Genomic DNA, 17,601 nt, shown 5'->3' on the forward strand with positions numbered 1-17,601 from the left:
ACAGCATATCTATGGTATTGGCTCACTTTTTATTTTTGCCTTGTTGTACTAGTGTAATTAGCCAATCAAACAGCCTAGGATTTAGAAATTAAATTTGATTTCTAAATCCTAGGCTATTCCCTTTAGGTAAACTCCAGTTCTCAAAATAGATAAATTTGAGATTATACCAATTTAAATAATGTGTCGCAAACATTATTTAAATTGGTATAGGAATCCGATTTGATTATTGAAAAATCTAAGTATATGTAGGGTGCGTTATCACGAAGTGTAACGCACCGTATTCTCAGCTTTGGTGCGTTGCGCTACGCGACAACACACCCTACGTCTAGTTCAGAAATCAAATATGAATCCTATATAACTATTTTGAGTGCAATCAATAATCATAAAACTACCTGCCAGGCTTCAGCATCATCAAGAAAAAGGTAAGCTAAACCAAATCTAGTTTGCATAATCTGAAATTGTATATTTCTTGTGGGGTGGGCATCTTGCCCGCCCAATATATGCAAGTTAAATGTGGAACATCTGAGGTTTTTTATACTCTCTATTGGCGGATATTTGGTCTTTCAATATTAGAGATTGGCGGTTTTCTCCTCTTCTGAATTAGGAAAGCCACTTTAAAGTAGTTAATTTTTTAGCCTAAATCTATATATTTCACATAATTTCCACATTATTGTCTGCTAGTTCCAGCTTTGCAATGGGAATAATAATAACAGAATTATAATTACCCTCATAAGCTTTTATGTTATTAGTATCAGATACAGTATCTCCCATCCTTGGCTATCGCATTACTGAGCAACTCTATTTAGGTAAAAAGACTGTAGTTTATCGGGGTATCAGAGAAAAAGACGACCAGAGGGTCATCCTGAAATTGATGCGAAATGAATATCCTACCTTTGCAGAAGTTAGTCAATTTCGCAGTCAATATACTATTACTCAAAATCTGGAGATTCCAGGCATAGTCAAACCCCTCAGCTTAGAGAATTACCGCAATGGCTATGTTCTGATTATGGAGGATTATGAAGCTATATCCCTCAAAGATTGGCAAATAAGAGAGCAAGAACAGGGAAATAATTTTGTTCCATTAAAAGAATTTTTTCAGATAGCTCTGTCAGTTTGTTCTACTCTTGAACAATTGCATAGCCATCGCATAATTCATAAAGATATTAAACCTGCAAATATTCTAGTTCATCCTACCACAAGAGAAATTAAGATTATCGACTTTAGTCTTGCAACCTTATTGCCAAAAGAAATTCAATCTATTAAGAATCCTAATGTTTTAGAAGGAACTTTAGCTTACATTTCTCCTGAACAAACAGGACGTATGAACCGAGGTATTGATTACCGTACAGATTTTTATTCTTTGGGTGTTACATTTTTTGAACTGCTCACTGGACAGTTACCCTTCAATACTAATGATCCAATGGAGTTAGTCTATTCACACATTGCGAAAGAACCACCAAAAGCCAGCCTGATTAACTCTAAAATTCCCCAAATTTTAGCTGATATTATCAGCAAGCTGATGGCAAAAAATGCCGAAGATAGATATCAGAGCGTGTATGGAATTAGACATGACTTAGAAATATGCCAAAAACAATGGCAAGAGAAAGGAAATATTACATCATTTGCATTAGGCGTTAGAGATATCTCGAATCAGTTTGCGATTCCCGAAAAACTTTATGGTCGCCAAAAAGAAATTGAAACATTACTCACTACCTTTGAGCGAGTCAGCAACGGTAAAACAGAAATGATTTTAGTTTCTGGTTTTTCTGGTATTGGTAAAACAGCTGTAGTCAATGAAATTCACAAACCTATAGTACGGCAGCGAAGTTACTTTATCAAAGGCAAGTTTGACCAAATGCAACGAGATATTCCTTTGTCAGCTTTGGTACAAGCATTGCGTAGCTTAATTGGGCAAATACTCTCCGAAACAGATATCCAAATTCAAGATTGGAAAGCGAAAATTCTATCAGCATTAGGTACACAGTGTCAGGTAATTATAGATGTAATTCCTGAATTAGAAAAAATTATTGGTCAACAACCTTCAGTAGTTGAACTTGCTGGTTTGGCTGCTCAAAATCGGTTTAACTTATTATTTCAGAGATTTATCCAGGTCTTCACTACAAAAGAACATCCTCTAGTAATTTTTCTAGATGATTTGCAATGGGCAGATAATGCTTCTTTAAAATTTATCCAACTATTAATGAGTGAAACTGCTGCTCAGATTGCAGATGATACAGAAGAAATATCCAACAGTAAGGGTAGTTTACTACTGATTGGTGCTTATAGAGATAATGAAGTTTCAAATTTACATCCCTTAACTTTAACTCTCAAGGAAATTGCTCAAACGGGAGCAATAATTAATCAAATTCAACTTTCACCTTTAAATCAAGTTGATTTAAACCATTTAATCGCTGATACACTTCATTGCCGCGAGGTAATTGCAGTTCCTTTAACTCAAATGGTGTTTGCCAAAACCAAAGGTAACCCCTTCTTTGCTGCTCAATTTCTTAAGTCGCTATGTGATGACGGACTAATTACATTAAATATTGATGTTGGTTATTGGCAGTACGATATTGCTAGAATCAAAACTTTATCTCTGACAGATGATGTTGTAGAGTTTATGGGCATTCAAATAGAAAAATTGCCCATGAATACACAAAATGTGTTAAAGTTTGCTGCTTGCATAGGTAATGAGTTTGACTTAAAAACTTTGGCAATTGTCAATGAAAAGTCTGTCATGGATACAGCATCAGACTTATGGAAAGCATTATTTGAAGGGCTAATTTTACCTCTGACTGATGGATATAATTTAATTTCAAAAAATGACAATCAAATATTAGATGATTTAACAATTAGTAGTTATCAATTACCTAAATACAAATTTGTACATGATAGAGTACAACAAGCTGCTTATTCTCTCATTCCTGAAGAGCAAAGAAAGCCAATTCATTTAAAAATAGGGTTACTTTTGCTAAGTAATATCCCAATAGCAGAACGGGAAGACAAGATTTTTGAGCTTGTCAATCAGTTCAATATTGCCCTAGAATTTATTACTCATCAAGCTAAACGTGATGAATTGGCTGTAATGAATTTGACTGCAGGACGTAAAGCTTTGATATCAACAGCTTACTCATCTGCAATTAAGTATTTAACTACAGGAATCGAACTGCTGACAGATGATTGTTGGGATACTAAATATGAGCTAACCCTAGCTTTGTATGAGACAGCAGCAGAAGCCGCATATCTCAACGGTAATTTTAAGCTAACAGAGCAATTAATCCCAGTTATTTTGCAAAAAGCAAAAACTTTGCTGGATAAAATTAAAGCTTATGAAGTTCAAATACAAGCTTATGGGGCGCAAGGTAAAGAACTGGAAGCTGTCAACATTGCAATAGCTATTTTGAAAATGTTGGGAGTAGATTTCCCTGAAAACCCTACCCAAGAAGATGTTCAGTTAGAAATAGAAAATACATCTGCAAAGCTGGCTAATATCAATATTGAAGACTTAATTGATTTGCCAGAAATTACAGAAGCTTCAGCATTGATAGTTATGCGTATTCTATCTAGTGTAGTTGGGATCGCCTATCCAGTTGCACCAAAACTATTCTTGCTGATTATTCTTAAACAAATCAATTTATCTATTACATATGGTAATTCTTCTTTTTCTGCTTTTGCCTATGTAACTTATGGATTAATGTTATGTGGCGTAATGGAAGACATTGATTCTGGCTATAAATTTGGTAAGCTAGCTGAAAATTTATTACATAGATTTCAGGCAAAAGAAGTTGCTGGCAAGGTGCTTGAAGGATTTAATCAACTGATTAGACATTGGAAAGAGCATGTACGAACAACATTAAAACCTTTACTTGATGTTTATGCTACAAATCTCGAAGTAGGAGATGTTGAATTTGCGGCTTATGCTCTTTATGGTTACTCTCATAATGCCTATTTTCTTGGTTATGAACTAGTAGGATTGGAGAAGGATTTAGCAACATATAGCCATACTATTCAAAAAATGAAGCAAGAAAGAGTATTTCACTGGAATGAAATCTTTCGGCAGACAATATTAAATTTGCAGTCAAGTACAGAAAATCCAGAAATATTGATGGGGGAAGCATATGACGAAACAAAAATGTTACCTATTCATCTTGAAGCTAAAGATGGTGTAGCACTTCTATTGCTATATTTTTGCAAACTTAACATATCTTTTCTGCTGAATAACTACCCTGAAGCTATTAAAAATGCGAATATGGTGGAAAAATACTTATATGCTGGAGTCGGCATGTTAGTAACTGCTCAATTCTATTTTTATGACTCATTAGCACATTTAGCAATATATTTTGATGTTGAAAAAGTTGAACAAGATAAAATCCTCCATAAAGTGAATTTTAACCAGGAAAAGATGCAGAACTGGGCGAATCATGCCCCGATGAATCATTTGCATAAATTTCATTTGGTAGAGGCAGAAAAGTATAGAGTTATTGGTGAATATATTGCAGCTATAGATAATTATGAATATGCTATTGCCCATGCTAAAGAAAACGATTACATCAATGAAGAAGCCCTCGCTTACGAATTAGCGGCTAAATTTTATCTTGAATGGGGCAAACAAAAAATCGCCCAAACTTACCTCATTGATGCCTACTATTCCTATATTCGTTGGGGTGCGAAAGCCAAAATTAATGACTTAAAAAAACGCTACCCTCAATTACTTACACCTATTATTCAACAGGAGAAAATGAAGTCATCTTCTAGTGAAAATAACTTACTAGAGCAGAGAACACACTTATCTACAACTAGCCATCAATCTACCATAGCTACTAATGAAACTATTCTCGGTTCTAATACGAGCATTTCGGATATGCTAGATTTGGCTGCTGTAATTAAAGCTTCGCAAGCAGTCTCTGGAGAAATTGAACTCAAGGCACTGCTTTCTACTTTAATCAAAGTTGTCATGGAGAATGCAGGAGCTTCTAAATGTGTATTGATTCTGAGTGATGTCAATAACTTAGATTTAACTATTACCGCAGTTAGTTCTCATGGGAATTTTGCTGCCCATTACACTGAATTTTTATCTATTCCTTTAGAGTCTAGCGATCATGTACCTATTACTTTAATAAATTATGTAAAACGCATTCAAGAAATATTGGTGATTGATGATATCAAAACTCAAGCTGCCTTTGCCTTAGATATATACATTACTCGTGAGGAGCCAAAGAGTATATTATGTATTCCTATTATTAATCAAAGTAAATTGCTAGGCATCATTTATCTAGAAAATAATTTAACTACGGCAGCATTTACCAAAGAGCGCTTAGAAGTTTTGAAGTTAATTATTACCCAAGCTGCTATTTCATTAGAGAATGCTCTTCTTTATCAAAATTTAGAAGCTGTCAATACACAATTAGCAGACTACAATCACGATTTGGAAACAAAGGTGGCAGAAAGAACCCAAGAAATTAATGACAAGAATTACCATTTACAACAGGCTCTAGAAGAATTACGTAGTACGCAAAGCCAATTAATCCAAAGTGAAAAAATGTCCTCTTTAGGGCAAATGGTAGCAGGTATTGCTCATGAGATTAATAATCCTATCAATTTTATTCATGGCAATATTACTCATGCCTATGAATATGTGCAAGACTTGCTAGATTTAGTGAGTATTTATCAGCAAGAATGCCCTTATGCTTCTGATTTAATCAAGAACAAGCTTGAGGAAATGGATTTAGATTTCCTGGCAGAAGATTTACCCAAGGTTCTTGATTCTATGAAGCTCGGCAGTTCTCGGATCCGAAATATCATTTTGGGTTTACGCAACTTCTCGCGCCTAGATGAATCGGAAATGAAACCTGTGAATATTCATGAGGGAATTGATAGCACTTTGATGATTTTGCAGCACCGAATCAAAGAAAATAGTATTCGTCCCGAAATAGAGATAATCAAAGAATATGCACAGCTGCCAGAAGTAAGTTGTTATGCAGGTCAACTTAATCAGGTATTTATGAATATTTTAAGTAATGCGATCGATGCTTTGGATGATTACACACATAAAGATAATTCTGTAAGACAAAATCCTCAGATTCGTATTCATACTGAACTAAAAGATACAAATACGCTGAGGATTAGGATTGCTGATAATGGTCATGGAATGACTGCACAGGTGCAGCAGAAAATTTTTGACCCATTTTTTACTACTAAACCGATAGGCAGTGGTACAGGTTTAGGACTATCTATTAGCTATCAAGTTGTAGTGGACAAACACAAAGGCCTGTTAATGTGCGATTCTACACCAGGAATAGGGACTGAGTTTGTGATTGAGATACCAATACGACAGTAAATTACTGGCATTTCGCTGGCAAAAAGTTACGGGCGTGACAGCTAGACTGGGGAGTTATACCATTTCTCAATTCTGGCTACAGATAATTTTCCCAGATCTCTGTCGCCTCGCTATGTATATTTAGCTTTATTTTGGAGAGCTAGTATCATTTAGTAGGCAGTATAGCCTCCATCTACCATGAGTGGTGTTCCTGTAATAAACGAGGCTTTATCAGAAGCTAAAAAGAGAATCGCATTTGCCACTTCCTGTGGTTGTCCCATGCGCTTCAAGAGAGTTAATGGTGCAAATTGCTTGACTAAATCTTCATCGCTTAAACCCAAAGAAGTGGCAACTTGTTGTACAGCAGAAGTATAAATCGGCCCTGGGCAAACACAGTTAACACGAATATTATCAGGTGCTAAATCGTAGGCTAGGCTTCGAGTTAGTTGTAAAATCGCTCCTTTACTAGTGTTATAGGGTGCAAATGCAGGTACAGCAACGAATGAACTAATAGAAGCAAGATTCACAATTGCTCCGCCGCCACGTTGGCGCATTTGGGGAGTTACATACTTAGCGCAAAAAGCATAACCCTTGACATTTACTGCTAAAACTCGATCCCAATCTAACTCTGTTGCCTGCTCTACAGTGCCTATAACCATAACCGCAGCGTTGGCAACTAGGATGTCTATACCACCCCATTCATGAACTACTCCAGCTATCCAATTTTGAACCTCACTTTCTACGGAAACATCCACTGGATGAAATAGAGCAGTACCACCAAATAATTTGATTTCATCAATGAGTGTTTGTCCACCGACGCTATCTATATCTGCAAGTGCCACCTTAGCTCCTTCTAAGGCAAAAAGCTTTGCAGTCTCTCGCCCAATACCAGAACTTGCTCCTGTAATTAGAGCTATTTTGTTAGCTAATTCCATAATTAACCCTACTTTGTCAATTTGGGAGAAGCCAATGCCTGAAAGCCTTTGGGAGCTTTATTTTTCATGCTTTGGCTACAAATTTTAGTTTCTGTGAGAAATCCGGGTAAAGCTTGATTACATTAAAGTCTCAGAGTTTCACTTCAATGATTGTTTTCCAAAAGTGACAAAACAGGGTGAAAATAATTCACAGATATCGGTCTTTTCGCTTGTAATTCTTGCCGGAGATTTTTGTAGGCAGATGGACTTAAAGGCTTCATAAGTTCTGATATCGAGCCTGTTTGACGAATGCTAGCACCCATGTCACGCATTAGATAGTCTAAGTAGTGAAAACTAAAAGGGAAAAAGCATGTTGCACTGTATAAACCTCTTGGTGCTTTAGTCTGCCTCCACTCCAACTCTTCCTCTATATCTTTTAACATCTCCAAGCATGAGGGTAATACTAAGTTGCCTTTGACATATTCCACTAGCCACCGAGAGCCAATCTCCGATGAGAGCGTGCAAGAAAAAATGCTGTTGTAGCCGACAAAACCCATATTAGGAACATGAGGATGAATGAGATTGCGATATAGGTGAAAGTTACCCTGTTTATCAATAATCTGCTGACGGTACTGCTCTTGCAAAAAGGGGATATTCTGCTGGAATCCGGTTCCCAAGATAATGACATCTGTTGATAACCGTTCACCATTTGCCAACTCCACACCACCAGGAACAAACCGTTCTATGGTTGTCTTTTTGGCACGTATTTTGCCCTGACGCACATATTTATAGAAGTTTTTCGTAGTTATGCTTAAGGGACAGTTGATAAATCCTTCGATTGGTTCTTCAGGCAACATCCCACAAGCATCTAAACGTAACTGTAGGCGTAGTACCATCTCTAAAGTTCGCCAAAAAGCCCAGACTAAGGGCTTGCCTACTGTGTGCAATAGCCGCTCTACTCCGCGAAGTTTGCGGTACGGAAACCAAACTTGTCCCAAGCGCGTTAACATCAGATATTTGATGTTAATGAATCCGAGAAAGTATCTAGGTATTTTCCAAGAAGCTTGGCGGAAAACAAGCGTGCATTCAGAAGCTTTGTCAGCAGCGAAAGTTGCTATATCAGCCGCTGATTTTGCAAAACCGATAACAACAACCCGTTTACCTTGAATCAGAGAATCATCATTAATATCAGTAGAATGCAAGACCAATCCCCCAGATTTCATAAACTCTGGCTTACCAGGAAAGGAAGGTGTATTTGGGATATTACAAGTGCCATTGCAGATGAGGACAAAATCAAATTCGTGCTTTTCTTCTTTTGCTTTCCCTTGATCGTTATTATGATTTTTGACTGTGACAATCCATCCCGTCCCTTCCCCAGTTTTTCTGGCGATATTAGTAACTTCTGCTTGGAAGCAAATTCTTTGTGCAATGCCGAAGTGCTGGGCGTAGGACTCTAGGTAATTCCGTACCTGCTCACCTGTGGGAGACTCAGGATAGAATGCAGGCATAGGATAATCGGAAAAAGCATACATATCACGAGGTGTTTGAGTCGTTACGCCTGGGTAAATTCTCGATTTTTCCCATACGCCGCCGATTCCTTTGTGTTTCTCGAAGACTGTAACTTCGTAGCCCTCTTCTAGAAATGTCTTGGCTGAGACTAATCCGCTGATTCCAGCTCCAATGACGCATACTTGTTTCACTGTCATCTTGCATTCTCTCCATTAGACTCATATAGAAGTAGCAGTTGACTCAACTACAGAATGAGATACATCTGTGGAAAGTTGGTTACGCAAGAATTTGATTAATGGCTGAATATGTACCTCTTCCAACCATTCACTAGCAATATCTTCAATAACATGATGTTCTGCTACTAGCTGATTACCACAGAAGCGCCGGATAATAGGATGAATACCAGAACTTAGAGCAGCTCGTTCAACATCATCTTTATGTATTCGCTCAACTGCAAGGGGATCTGGGCTGGAGAAGATAATATCTAATCCAAATTCTAGTGTGACAGTATAGTAGTGTTCATGCTCACCTAATTCACTTTCACGAACATAATCTATTGGCAGATCTTGGTAATATTTGACTGTTGAATCATCTTTAGAAACAATAATTAAATCGCAAAGAAAGCCTGTTTGCTGCCATAGGGCCGAACTTTGATTTGCTCGTCTGATAATTGCTTCTGTCAAGCTTTCGGGATTCAGAGGAATAGATTGATAGGGTAGCTCTTGATTGTGGTACTTATAACTTAAGATTTGGTAAAGCGCTCGAATGTTATAACGGAATCCATGAATAAAACCAGATTGCTTCTTCTTAAAATCCCGCATATGCATCAGGATTCCAGCAAAATATAAGTCTTTAATGTTGGTTGATTCCCATTCACTAGTCTGATTTGGAAAGCGGTTGTTGATAGTTAGTTCAGGCTGGCATGATTCATCAAAGATAGAAGCATCAAAATGAAATCCAGTACATACAATCACACGGTCATATATGATGTCTTCAACTTCTCCATTAGCATGATCATACGTAAAAGTTACGATATATTTCCCTTCTGTATACTCGATTCTATCTACAACAGCATCTAAAATTACATTCTGTGATTTTAGTTGATATGAATCTATGAGATTATTATTGACTGCTCTGAGATGACCTACATATTTGGTTTTCCATGATAAAGATATGGGTTCTGGACTTACTATATGGATCAAGGAAGTTGTGCCAATTAAATTATCAGCAGTTTCAAATCCGGAATTACCTTTGCCAATAATTAATACTTTTTGATTGGCAAAATTTTCAGGATCGATAGTTACATCATTATAATTTTCAGCAAATTCAATACCAGGAATTTCTGGAACGTAGGGTTTAGAGCAACCTGTGGCAACGATCAGATATTTTGCACAATAAACTGTTCCTTGGTTGTCGATAATCATGAATTGCTCATTTTTGGCAATTCTAGAAATTCGGCAGTTATATTTAATTTTGAGTTGAAAGTGGTTAGCAAAATCATTTAGATATCTCACAAGGTCATCGGAATTGGGTAAATACTCTCTGCTATAGTTCTTAAAGAGCATTTCTTCCTTATCACTTAAAAGTGAATTCCAATCCCATCTGAGATTAATTTCAGGGTCATTATATCCTGTATAAAATTTATTAATAGAAATTAATTTCTTATGTCTGGGGAATTTTTGAAAAAATGTTCCTGGCGTACTACCTGATTCTAATATAAGGTAATCTCGGTTAGCTTTTTCTAGAAAATAACCTAATTGTAATCCAGCAGGGCCAGCACCAATTATCAAATACTCAAATGTTAGTACGTTCATGCTGTTTGTTACCTCGTTATTTGACGAAAGTGGATGAACTTAATGATGATTTATCTGTGTAGAAAACAAACGGACTAGTGATATAGAAATTATGGTTACAATTTATACAGACTAGTAAATTTGCTTCATGCAACATTAGATAGTTGCTGTACTTGGTATTTTTCAGCATAAGTTAGAAGAGAATGCGTAAATTCAGTGAAGGCTGCAAATACCTTATCAACTAATTCATAAGCCTCTATGCGAGCTTCTTCGGTAAGTTTAATATTTCTGATAAATTCTTCTATGCCAGGTAAACCTGTTGTATGTCCAGTTTCCACAGCTAAATGAAAATCAGCAAAATATAAGCATTCTTTGTGGGTAATGGACTTCAGTTCTTGCTGAATATCTGCTGCTGTTGAAAACATCACGTTACCAGTTGTTTCCACAACTTCAATAACTATCAATTTCTGGATAGGAGTAGCTTGTAAAGTGTGGCGATACAGTTGATATGTTAACCAGCGTGATTTTTCTGTTTCTTCACTCCAGAGAAATCTCAAAGCTTCACTAAATTTTAGTGATTGATCCAGTTCTAGACGCTTGAGATCTTCCAAAAACCAAAGCCAATGATGATCGTCTTCATAAGTATGTTTGTTGATGATAAGTTGCAAAGGATCTTCTGTGGGTTCTACCCGGAGAAAATATTTGTTCAGTTCGCCAAAATTCATGATGAAATAAGCCGCACATGGTGCCCAAGCTAATCTTTGCTTCGGGTCTATGCTTTGGTCACGCATAAAATTAAATAATGGCAACTGAGCAAATTCTTGCTTTTTATATTGGATGAAATCTAGAACTTCTTTCATATCTATTACTCTGATGTTGAATATTTATGGATTTACAGGCTGTGAAATTTCAAACTATCTATATGTAAGAAATTTAATTAACAGTAACTGGTACGGCATGTCATTTGTATTACCATGTGGAAAGCGCCAATGCGTCTATGTCATTGCTCATTATTCAGGATTTAAATCTCATCTATTTTGATATCAGGAAATCCAACACTGAAACATCAGCTAAGTTTTCCAAATCTAATTTAGGTTGTCTGCGCTTAAATCAACCTAAATATGCATATATCTGCTGTTTGTGAGAAATTCAGTGACAGTATATCTGCAACAGATAGCTTCTTCTACAACTTTGTACCCTGAAGCTATAAAAATGTTTAACTGTGTAATAGCTTGATGTCTAGATGAGTTAAAATTAAGACTATTGAACAGTAATGGATAGAATTAGCGAATATTTTTGTCTGCTCTTAGTTTTGCTTACATCCTTAAAAAGTAGAGTTAGAAATATTCTTCCTTGATGAATGTAATCATTTTTTAATTTTTTATTCAAAAAAAGATCAGTAATTATATGGGTTTAATATAAATAAATGAAGCTCAACAAGTACATTGTTGTAAAAATTACTGAATTTCTCTATACACATATTTTTTTAACCTATGCATGAGATTTTTGCAAATATAGGTTGATTTTTATCAGATGCAAATATATATCTGTGAATTGCGGTGTAACATGTATTACAGATAACAATAAGCAAAACTTTTGTTTATTAATTTTAAAATTTTAATAAAAATCATTTATAAATTTTCGTAATTTAAGTAACATATAAATTATATAAAATCACTTAAATGTCAGGACTTGTTAACATATAGTTTTTTTTTACGCAGATATCAAAAATTTTTTGGAATAAAAACGCAAAAACTCAATATAGCAGTCTACACTCAGCAATTAAGTAGCAGTTGGATATTCAAGAAATAATACTGATGACAGATGACAAAATTAAAAAGTTGAAAGCAGCTAATTTATTTTTCAGCGATCGCCTCAATTCCCAGGCATTGAAACTGTATGATATCTACACTCGGAGAATGGGCAAACTAATGCTGGTAAGAGTTTACTCTTCATTGTTCTAAATGCTCACAACCGAAAACCATGACATATCCTGGTGTTTCTATTTACCAGAAGTTATCTCTACGGCTGATAGTCGATGTCTCATTCTTAATCCCAGTCTTTGCCGCAGTGGGATTTGTAGGTTATTTCTGTTTTAAAAATGGACACAAAGCTGTCAACAACCTTGTTGAACAGTTAATGAGTAAGGTTAACATACTTGTCAATCACAATTTAAATAGATATCTGGCAACGCCTCATCAAATTCATCAAATCAATGCCGATGCAATAGAAGTAGGATGCCTAAACTTGCGTAATTTCCGAGGTTCAGGTCGTTATTTTTGTAAAAAAATACAGGTATTTCAGGAGATTGGCTACAACAGCTATGCTTTGACAACAGATGCAGGATGTTGAGGAATGTCTAACCCTCTATACTTACCCTGGGATTAGTGCCAGCAAGTAGTGCGATCGCACTTGCTACTCCGGAGCAAAAACTAGAAGGTATATTTTGTACTAAGCAGGGTGAGAAATTTGCGATCGCTATTCCTATCTAGCAATGTATTTGGCAAGAAGAATAATCTTTAAACCCTGCTGTGCTTTTAAGTTTATGATAGTTTTTATACTTAGTCTTCTCAGTGATAGCTAAATCAGTTTTGATTCCTGAAATTATTTGCCTAGGGAGGTAACTCTTAATAGAGAAGGGAGAACAGGTGAAGCAGTCTTCTCCCAAGAGGAGAGGCTAGCGCCAAGGGGGTTTTCCCCATGAGCAACGGCTGCTCGCGTAGCGTATGTGAAGGATTCACCCGAAGGGCAAGAAGAAATAATAGTGTACTTACTTTTTTCAAAAATTAAATATGAGTTTTACACATAAATTTTAATAGTAGAAATTTTATGACTAACTTTATATTAAAAAAATCAAAAAAAATACCACTGCGACTTATTCTGATTCTGCCTTTTGTAATTCAGATATTTACGGCTGTGGGACTAGTGGGCTATCTTTCTTTTAGGAATGGTGAAAAAGCAGTTAATGATCTGGCTAGCCAGTTGATCGAAAAAGTCAACAGAATTGTTACCCAGCATCTTGATACTTATTTAGTAACTCCTCATCAAATCAATCAAATTAACCTGGATGCTAGTAAGTTGGGAATGCTCAACTTGCAAGATTTTCGGAAATCAGAAACTTATTTTTGGAAGCAAATGCAGGTGTTTAATATTGGCTATATTAGCTTTGCTAACCCTAAAGGTGAGTTTATTGGCGTTGAAAGATTAAATGATGGCAATTTGTTAATTAATGAAGTTTCTCAAAAAACTCGTCTCGGTAAACTTTATGTTTATAGTTCAGACAGCCAAGGCAATATTAATCAACTAAAAGAAGTCAAAGATTACGATCCGCGTCAAGAAGCTTGGTATGCAGATGCAGTTAAAGCTAATAAACCACTCTGGAGTCAAATTTATCAATGGGAAGATAAACCAGATATTTTTTCTATCTCTTCTAGTTATCCTGTTTACAATCGAGATCATCAGATAGCTGGAGTATTAAGCGTTGATTTGATATTGTCACAGATTAGTACTTTTTTAGCTAATTTGAAAATTGGTAAAGCTGGTCAAACTTTTATTTTGGAGCGTTCTGGATTAATAGTAGCTTCTTCTGCAAATGAATTACCATACAAGGTGATTAATGGCAAAGCAGAAAGACTATCAGCCTTAAATAGTCAAGACTCTTTAATTAAAGCAACAGCCCAGTATATACAGCAGAAATATGGTGATTTTCGGCAGATAGAAGGAAGCCAAGAAACAAATTTTATCTTGCAAGGTGAGAGACAGTATATCCACATTAACCCTTGGCGAGACAAATTTGGTTTGGATTGGTTAGTAGTTGTAGTTGTGCCGGAATCGGAATTTATGGCACAAATCAGCGAAAATACCCGCACTAGCATTATTTTATGTTTAATAGCCTTAGTATGGGCCACTGCGATCGGCATTTTCACATCCCGGTGGATTACACAACCAATTTTAAGTTTACAGGCTGCGAGTTTAGCGATCGCTTCCGGAAAACTCGACCAGAAAGTCGAAATTAAAGGTATAGATGAGCTAGAAAGTTTGGCACAATCTTTTAATCAAATGGCTACACAGTTAGCAACTGCTTTTATTGAACTAGAAGCTAGGGTTGAAGAACGTACCGCCGAATTAAAAGCAGCTAAAGAAATTGCTGACAGTGCAAACAATGCCAAAAGTGAATTTCTGGCAAATATGAGCCATGAACTTCGGACACCGCTCAACGGTATTTTGGGATATGCTCAGATTTTAGGGATGGAAGAAAATGTGACTTTTAAGCAACAGGAGGGACTTGACATTATTTACCAATGTGGTTCCCATTTACTAACACTGATTAACGATATTTTGGATATCTCCAAAATTGAAGCCCGCAAGCTGGAATTATTCCCCCACGATTTTCACTTCGCTAATTTCCTCAAAAGCATTTTTGAAATCTGTCGCATTAAAGCTGAACAAAAAGAAATCGGTTTTATTTACCAAGAATTTAATAAACTGCCTGTAGCTCTATTTGCTGATGAAAAACGGTTACGCCAAGTTTTATTGAATTTATTAGGTAATGCCATCAAATTTACAGATTCTGGTCAAGTAATCTTTAAAGTCGATGTGCTAAGTAATGCGGCTAAATTTGATAATCTGTCAAACCAGACAGAAGCGGAAATCACGAATCATAGCGACTATAAACAATTACCTATAATTAAAATTAGATTTCAAATTGAAGATACAGGCCTAGGCATGAGTCCAGAGCAATTACATAAAATATTCCTTCCTTTTGAACAAGTGGGCAATAAGCAGCGCATGGCAGAGGGAACTGGACTTGGGTTAGCTATCAGCCAGCAAATCGTGCAAATGATGGGTAGTGAAATTCATGTAGAAAGTACTTTAGGCCAAGGTAGTAAGTTTTGGTTTGATGTGGACTTGCAAGTATCACAGCAATGGATTGATTTAGCTACCCAGAAGACTACTAATAACATTGTTGGTTATGAAGGTAATCACCCAATCAAGGTTCTAGTTGTTGATGACCGATGGGAAAATCGCTCTGTGATTGTTAATTTTTTAGAACCTCTTGGTTTTACACTAATGCAAGCAGTCAATGGGCAAGAAGGATTAGAGAAAGCCTTGGCTTGGAATCCTGACTTAATCATCACTGACGTTGTAATGCCCTTACTTAATGGTTGGGAAATGACGCGAAATTTACGTTCTCAACGAGAATTTTCCCACCCGATTATCATTGCGTCTTCAGCTAATGTCTGCCAAGTTGACCGACAACAAAGTTATGATTCTGGCTGCAATGATTTTCTGCCTAAACCTGTGGAATCAGAAGATTTATTAGCCAAAATTCAGCAGCATTTAGGAATAATTTGGATTTATCAAGAAACCAATCATAAGATCCCAAAATCAGTAATTTTTAATGAATATTCGCCTAAAGAATGGGTATTTCCTGCCACAGAGGAATTAAAAACTTTGGTGAATGCTGCCACAATTGGCGATATTACAGGAGTTGAGCAGGAAGCCCAAAGACTACAAAATTTAAATAATAAATATTTACCTTTTACTACCAAGCTTCTAGAACTGACTCAAAATCTAGATGAAGAAGCAATTATTAAACTAGTCAAACAGTACATTGGTCAGCTGTAAATATGCTTAGTGATAAACAAAATTTGATTATGATTGTTGAGGATAACCCAGTTAATGCCAAGGTACTGTTTGAGTTTTTGCAAGCATCGGGTTTTCGTGTTTTAGTTGCTAAAAGTGGCGAAAGTGCTCTGGAAAAATTACAAATAGTCTCTCCAGACCTGATATTATTAGATGTGATGATGCCGGGAATTGATGGCTTTGAAACTTGCCGCCGATTAAAAGAACAAGAATCGACCCGTGATATTCCAGTTATTTTTATGACGGCTTTATCAGATGTGGTCGATAAAGTAAAAGGTTTAACTCTCGGTGCTGTAGATTATATCACTAAGCCATTTCAACCAGAAGATGTACTGGCGCGTGTAAATGTCCACTTAAAATTGTGCCATCTCAACCAAAAGCTAGAACAACGAGCAGCAGAATTAACTACTACTGTAGCGCAACTCAAACAATCTCAAAAGCGGTTAGTAGAAAGTGAAAAAATGTCTTCTTTAGGACAATTGGTAGCAGGAATTGCCCACGAAATTAATAATCCGGCTGGTTTTATTGGGGGCAATCTCACCTATGCTCAAAAATATATGCAAGACCTGATAGACCACATCAACCTTTATAAAAATCAGGCTACAACACCAGAAATTGTTCAACATGCCAAAAAAATTGACTTAGATTTTCTCCTAGAAGACTTCCCGCACATACTCACTTCTATGCATAAGGGAGTAGAAAGAATATCTGATATTAGTGCTTCTCTTCGCACCTTTTCTCGTGCCGATAGCACTGTCAAAATTCCCTTTAACATTCATGATGGCATCGACAGCACAATTTTAATTCTGAAGCATCGCTTAAAAGCTTGTGAGACTCGTCCTGCTATTGAAGTCATTCGTGATTACGGTAATTTACCTGAGGTAAAATGCTTTGCTGGGCAACTCAATCAAGTATTTATGAATATAGTAGCTAATGCGATTGATGCTTTAGAAGAGTCTAATGAAGGGCGGAGTTATCAAGAAATAGAAAACAATCCTAATTATATTAAAGTTCAAACTAATTTAACTGAAGATAAAAATTCTATTGTGATTAAGTTTAAAGATAATGGTTTAGGTATTCCCGATGATATTAAATCAAAAGTATTTGAGCATTTATTCACAACTAAAGCTGTGGGTAAAGGCACAGGCTTGGGTTTATCGATTACTCATCAAATCATTGTGGAAAATCATGGGGGAAATATAGAGGTAAATTCTGTACTAGGTCATGGTTCCGAATTTGTAATTACTTTGCCGATTTGATAGTTTTTGGTGTTGGGTGTTGGGTGTTTGGTAAAAATATTAGAGCTTTTCCCATGTTTATTAGAGGATTGTTTAAAAGTCTTCTGATTGATAGTACAACGTTTTAGATCCCCCTAAATCCCCCTTTTTAAGGGGGACTTTAAGAACTTTTCCCCCTTTTTAAA

Annotated in this window: 9 protein-coding genes; 5 read left to right on the forward strand and 4 right to left on the reverse strand. The window is 36.2% G+C overall.

Annotation, left to right across the window (positions count from 1 at the left end; all coding sequences use genetic code 11):
* The first annotated feature begins 739 nt into the window (after positions 1–739).
* Positions 740–6,337 (forward strand): ATP-binding sensor histidine kinase, encoded by a 5,598-nt coding sequence (locus HG267_RS16035; RefSeq protein ID WP_045871938.1) that lies wholly within the window; start codon positions 740–742, stop codon positions 6,335–6,337.
* A 149-nt stretch (positions 6,338–6,486) separates the two neighbouring features.
* Here the strand turns inward: HG267_RS16035 and HG267_RS16040 are convergent, their stop codons facing one another.
* From HG267_RS16040 to HG267_RS16055, 4 genes are all read right to left on the reverse strand, one after another.
* Positions 6,487–7,251: an SDR family NAD(P)-dependent oxidoreductase gene (locus tag HG267_RS16040; protein ID WP_045871937.1), complete on the reverse strand. Its 765-nt coding sequence runs from the start codon at positions 7,249–7,251 to the stop codon at positions 6,487–6,489.
* Between the two features lie 143 nt (positions 7,252–7,394).
* Positions 7,395–8,936 (reverse strand): flavin-containing monooxygenase, encoded by a 1,542-nt coding sequence (locus tag HG267_RS16045; RefSeq protein ID WP_045871936.1) that lies wholly within the window; start codon positions 8,934–8,936, stop codon positions 7,395–7,397.
* Between the two features lie 21 nt (positions 8,937–8,957).
* Positions 8,958–10,553 (reverse strand): NAD(P)-binding domain-containing protein, encoded by a 1,596-nt coding sequence (locus HG267_RS16050; protein WP_045871935.1) that lies wholly within the window; start codon positions 10,551–10,553, stop codon positions 8,958–8,960.
* Positions 10,554–10,678: 125 nt separating this feature from the next.
* On the reverse strand, positions 10,679–11,392 hold the full coding sequence (locus HG267_RS16055; protein ID WP_045871934.1) for a hypothetical protein: 714 nt from the start codon (positions 11,390–11,392) through the stop codon (positions 10,679–10,681).
* 957 nt (positions 11,393–12,349) lie between these two features.
* On the opposite strand from HG267_RS16055, the gene HG267_RS16060 reads away from it, so the two are divergent.
* The 4 genes from HG267_RS16060 to HG267_RS16075 all read left to right on the forward strand — a co-directional run bounded on the left by HG267_RS16060 (position 12,350) and on the right by HG267_RS16075 (position 17,437).
* Positions 12,350–12,496, forward strand: a complete 147-nt coding sequence (locus tag HG267_RS16060) for a hypothetical protein (protein ID WP_155539404.1) — start codon at positions 12,350–12,352, stop codon at positions 12,494–12,496.
* 19 nt (positions 12,497–12,515) lie between these two features.
* A complete protein-coding gene (locus HG267_RS16065; protein ID WP_045871933.1) occupies positions 12,516–12,884 on the forward strand; it encodes a hypothetical protein in 369 nt (122 codons plus the stop codon).
* Between the two features lie 477 nt (positions 12,885–13,361).
* Complete coding sequence (locus HG267_RS16070; protein WP_045871932.1) at positions 13,362–16,160, forward strand: hybrid sensor histidine kinase/response regulator; 2,799 nt, start codon at positions 13,362–13,364, stop codon at positions 16,158–16,160.
* Positions 16,161–16,162: 2 nt separating this feature from the next.
* Positions 16,163–17,437: a sensor histidine kinase gene (locus HG267_RS16075; protein ID WP_045871931.1), complete on the forward strand. Its 1,275-nt coding sequence runs from the start codon at positions 16,163–16,165 to the stop codon at positions 17,435–17,437.
* Positions 17,438–17,601 lie beyond the last annotated feature (164 nt).

Source organism: Tolypothrix sp. PCC 7601 (assembly GCF_025677855.1).
Taxonomy (GTDB): domain Bacteria; phylum Cyanobacteriota; class Cyanobacteriia; order Cyanobacteriales; family Nostocaceae; genus Aulosira; species Aulosira diplosiphon.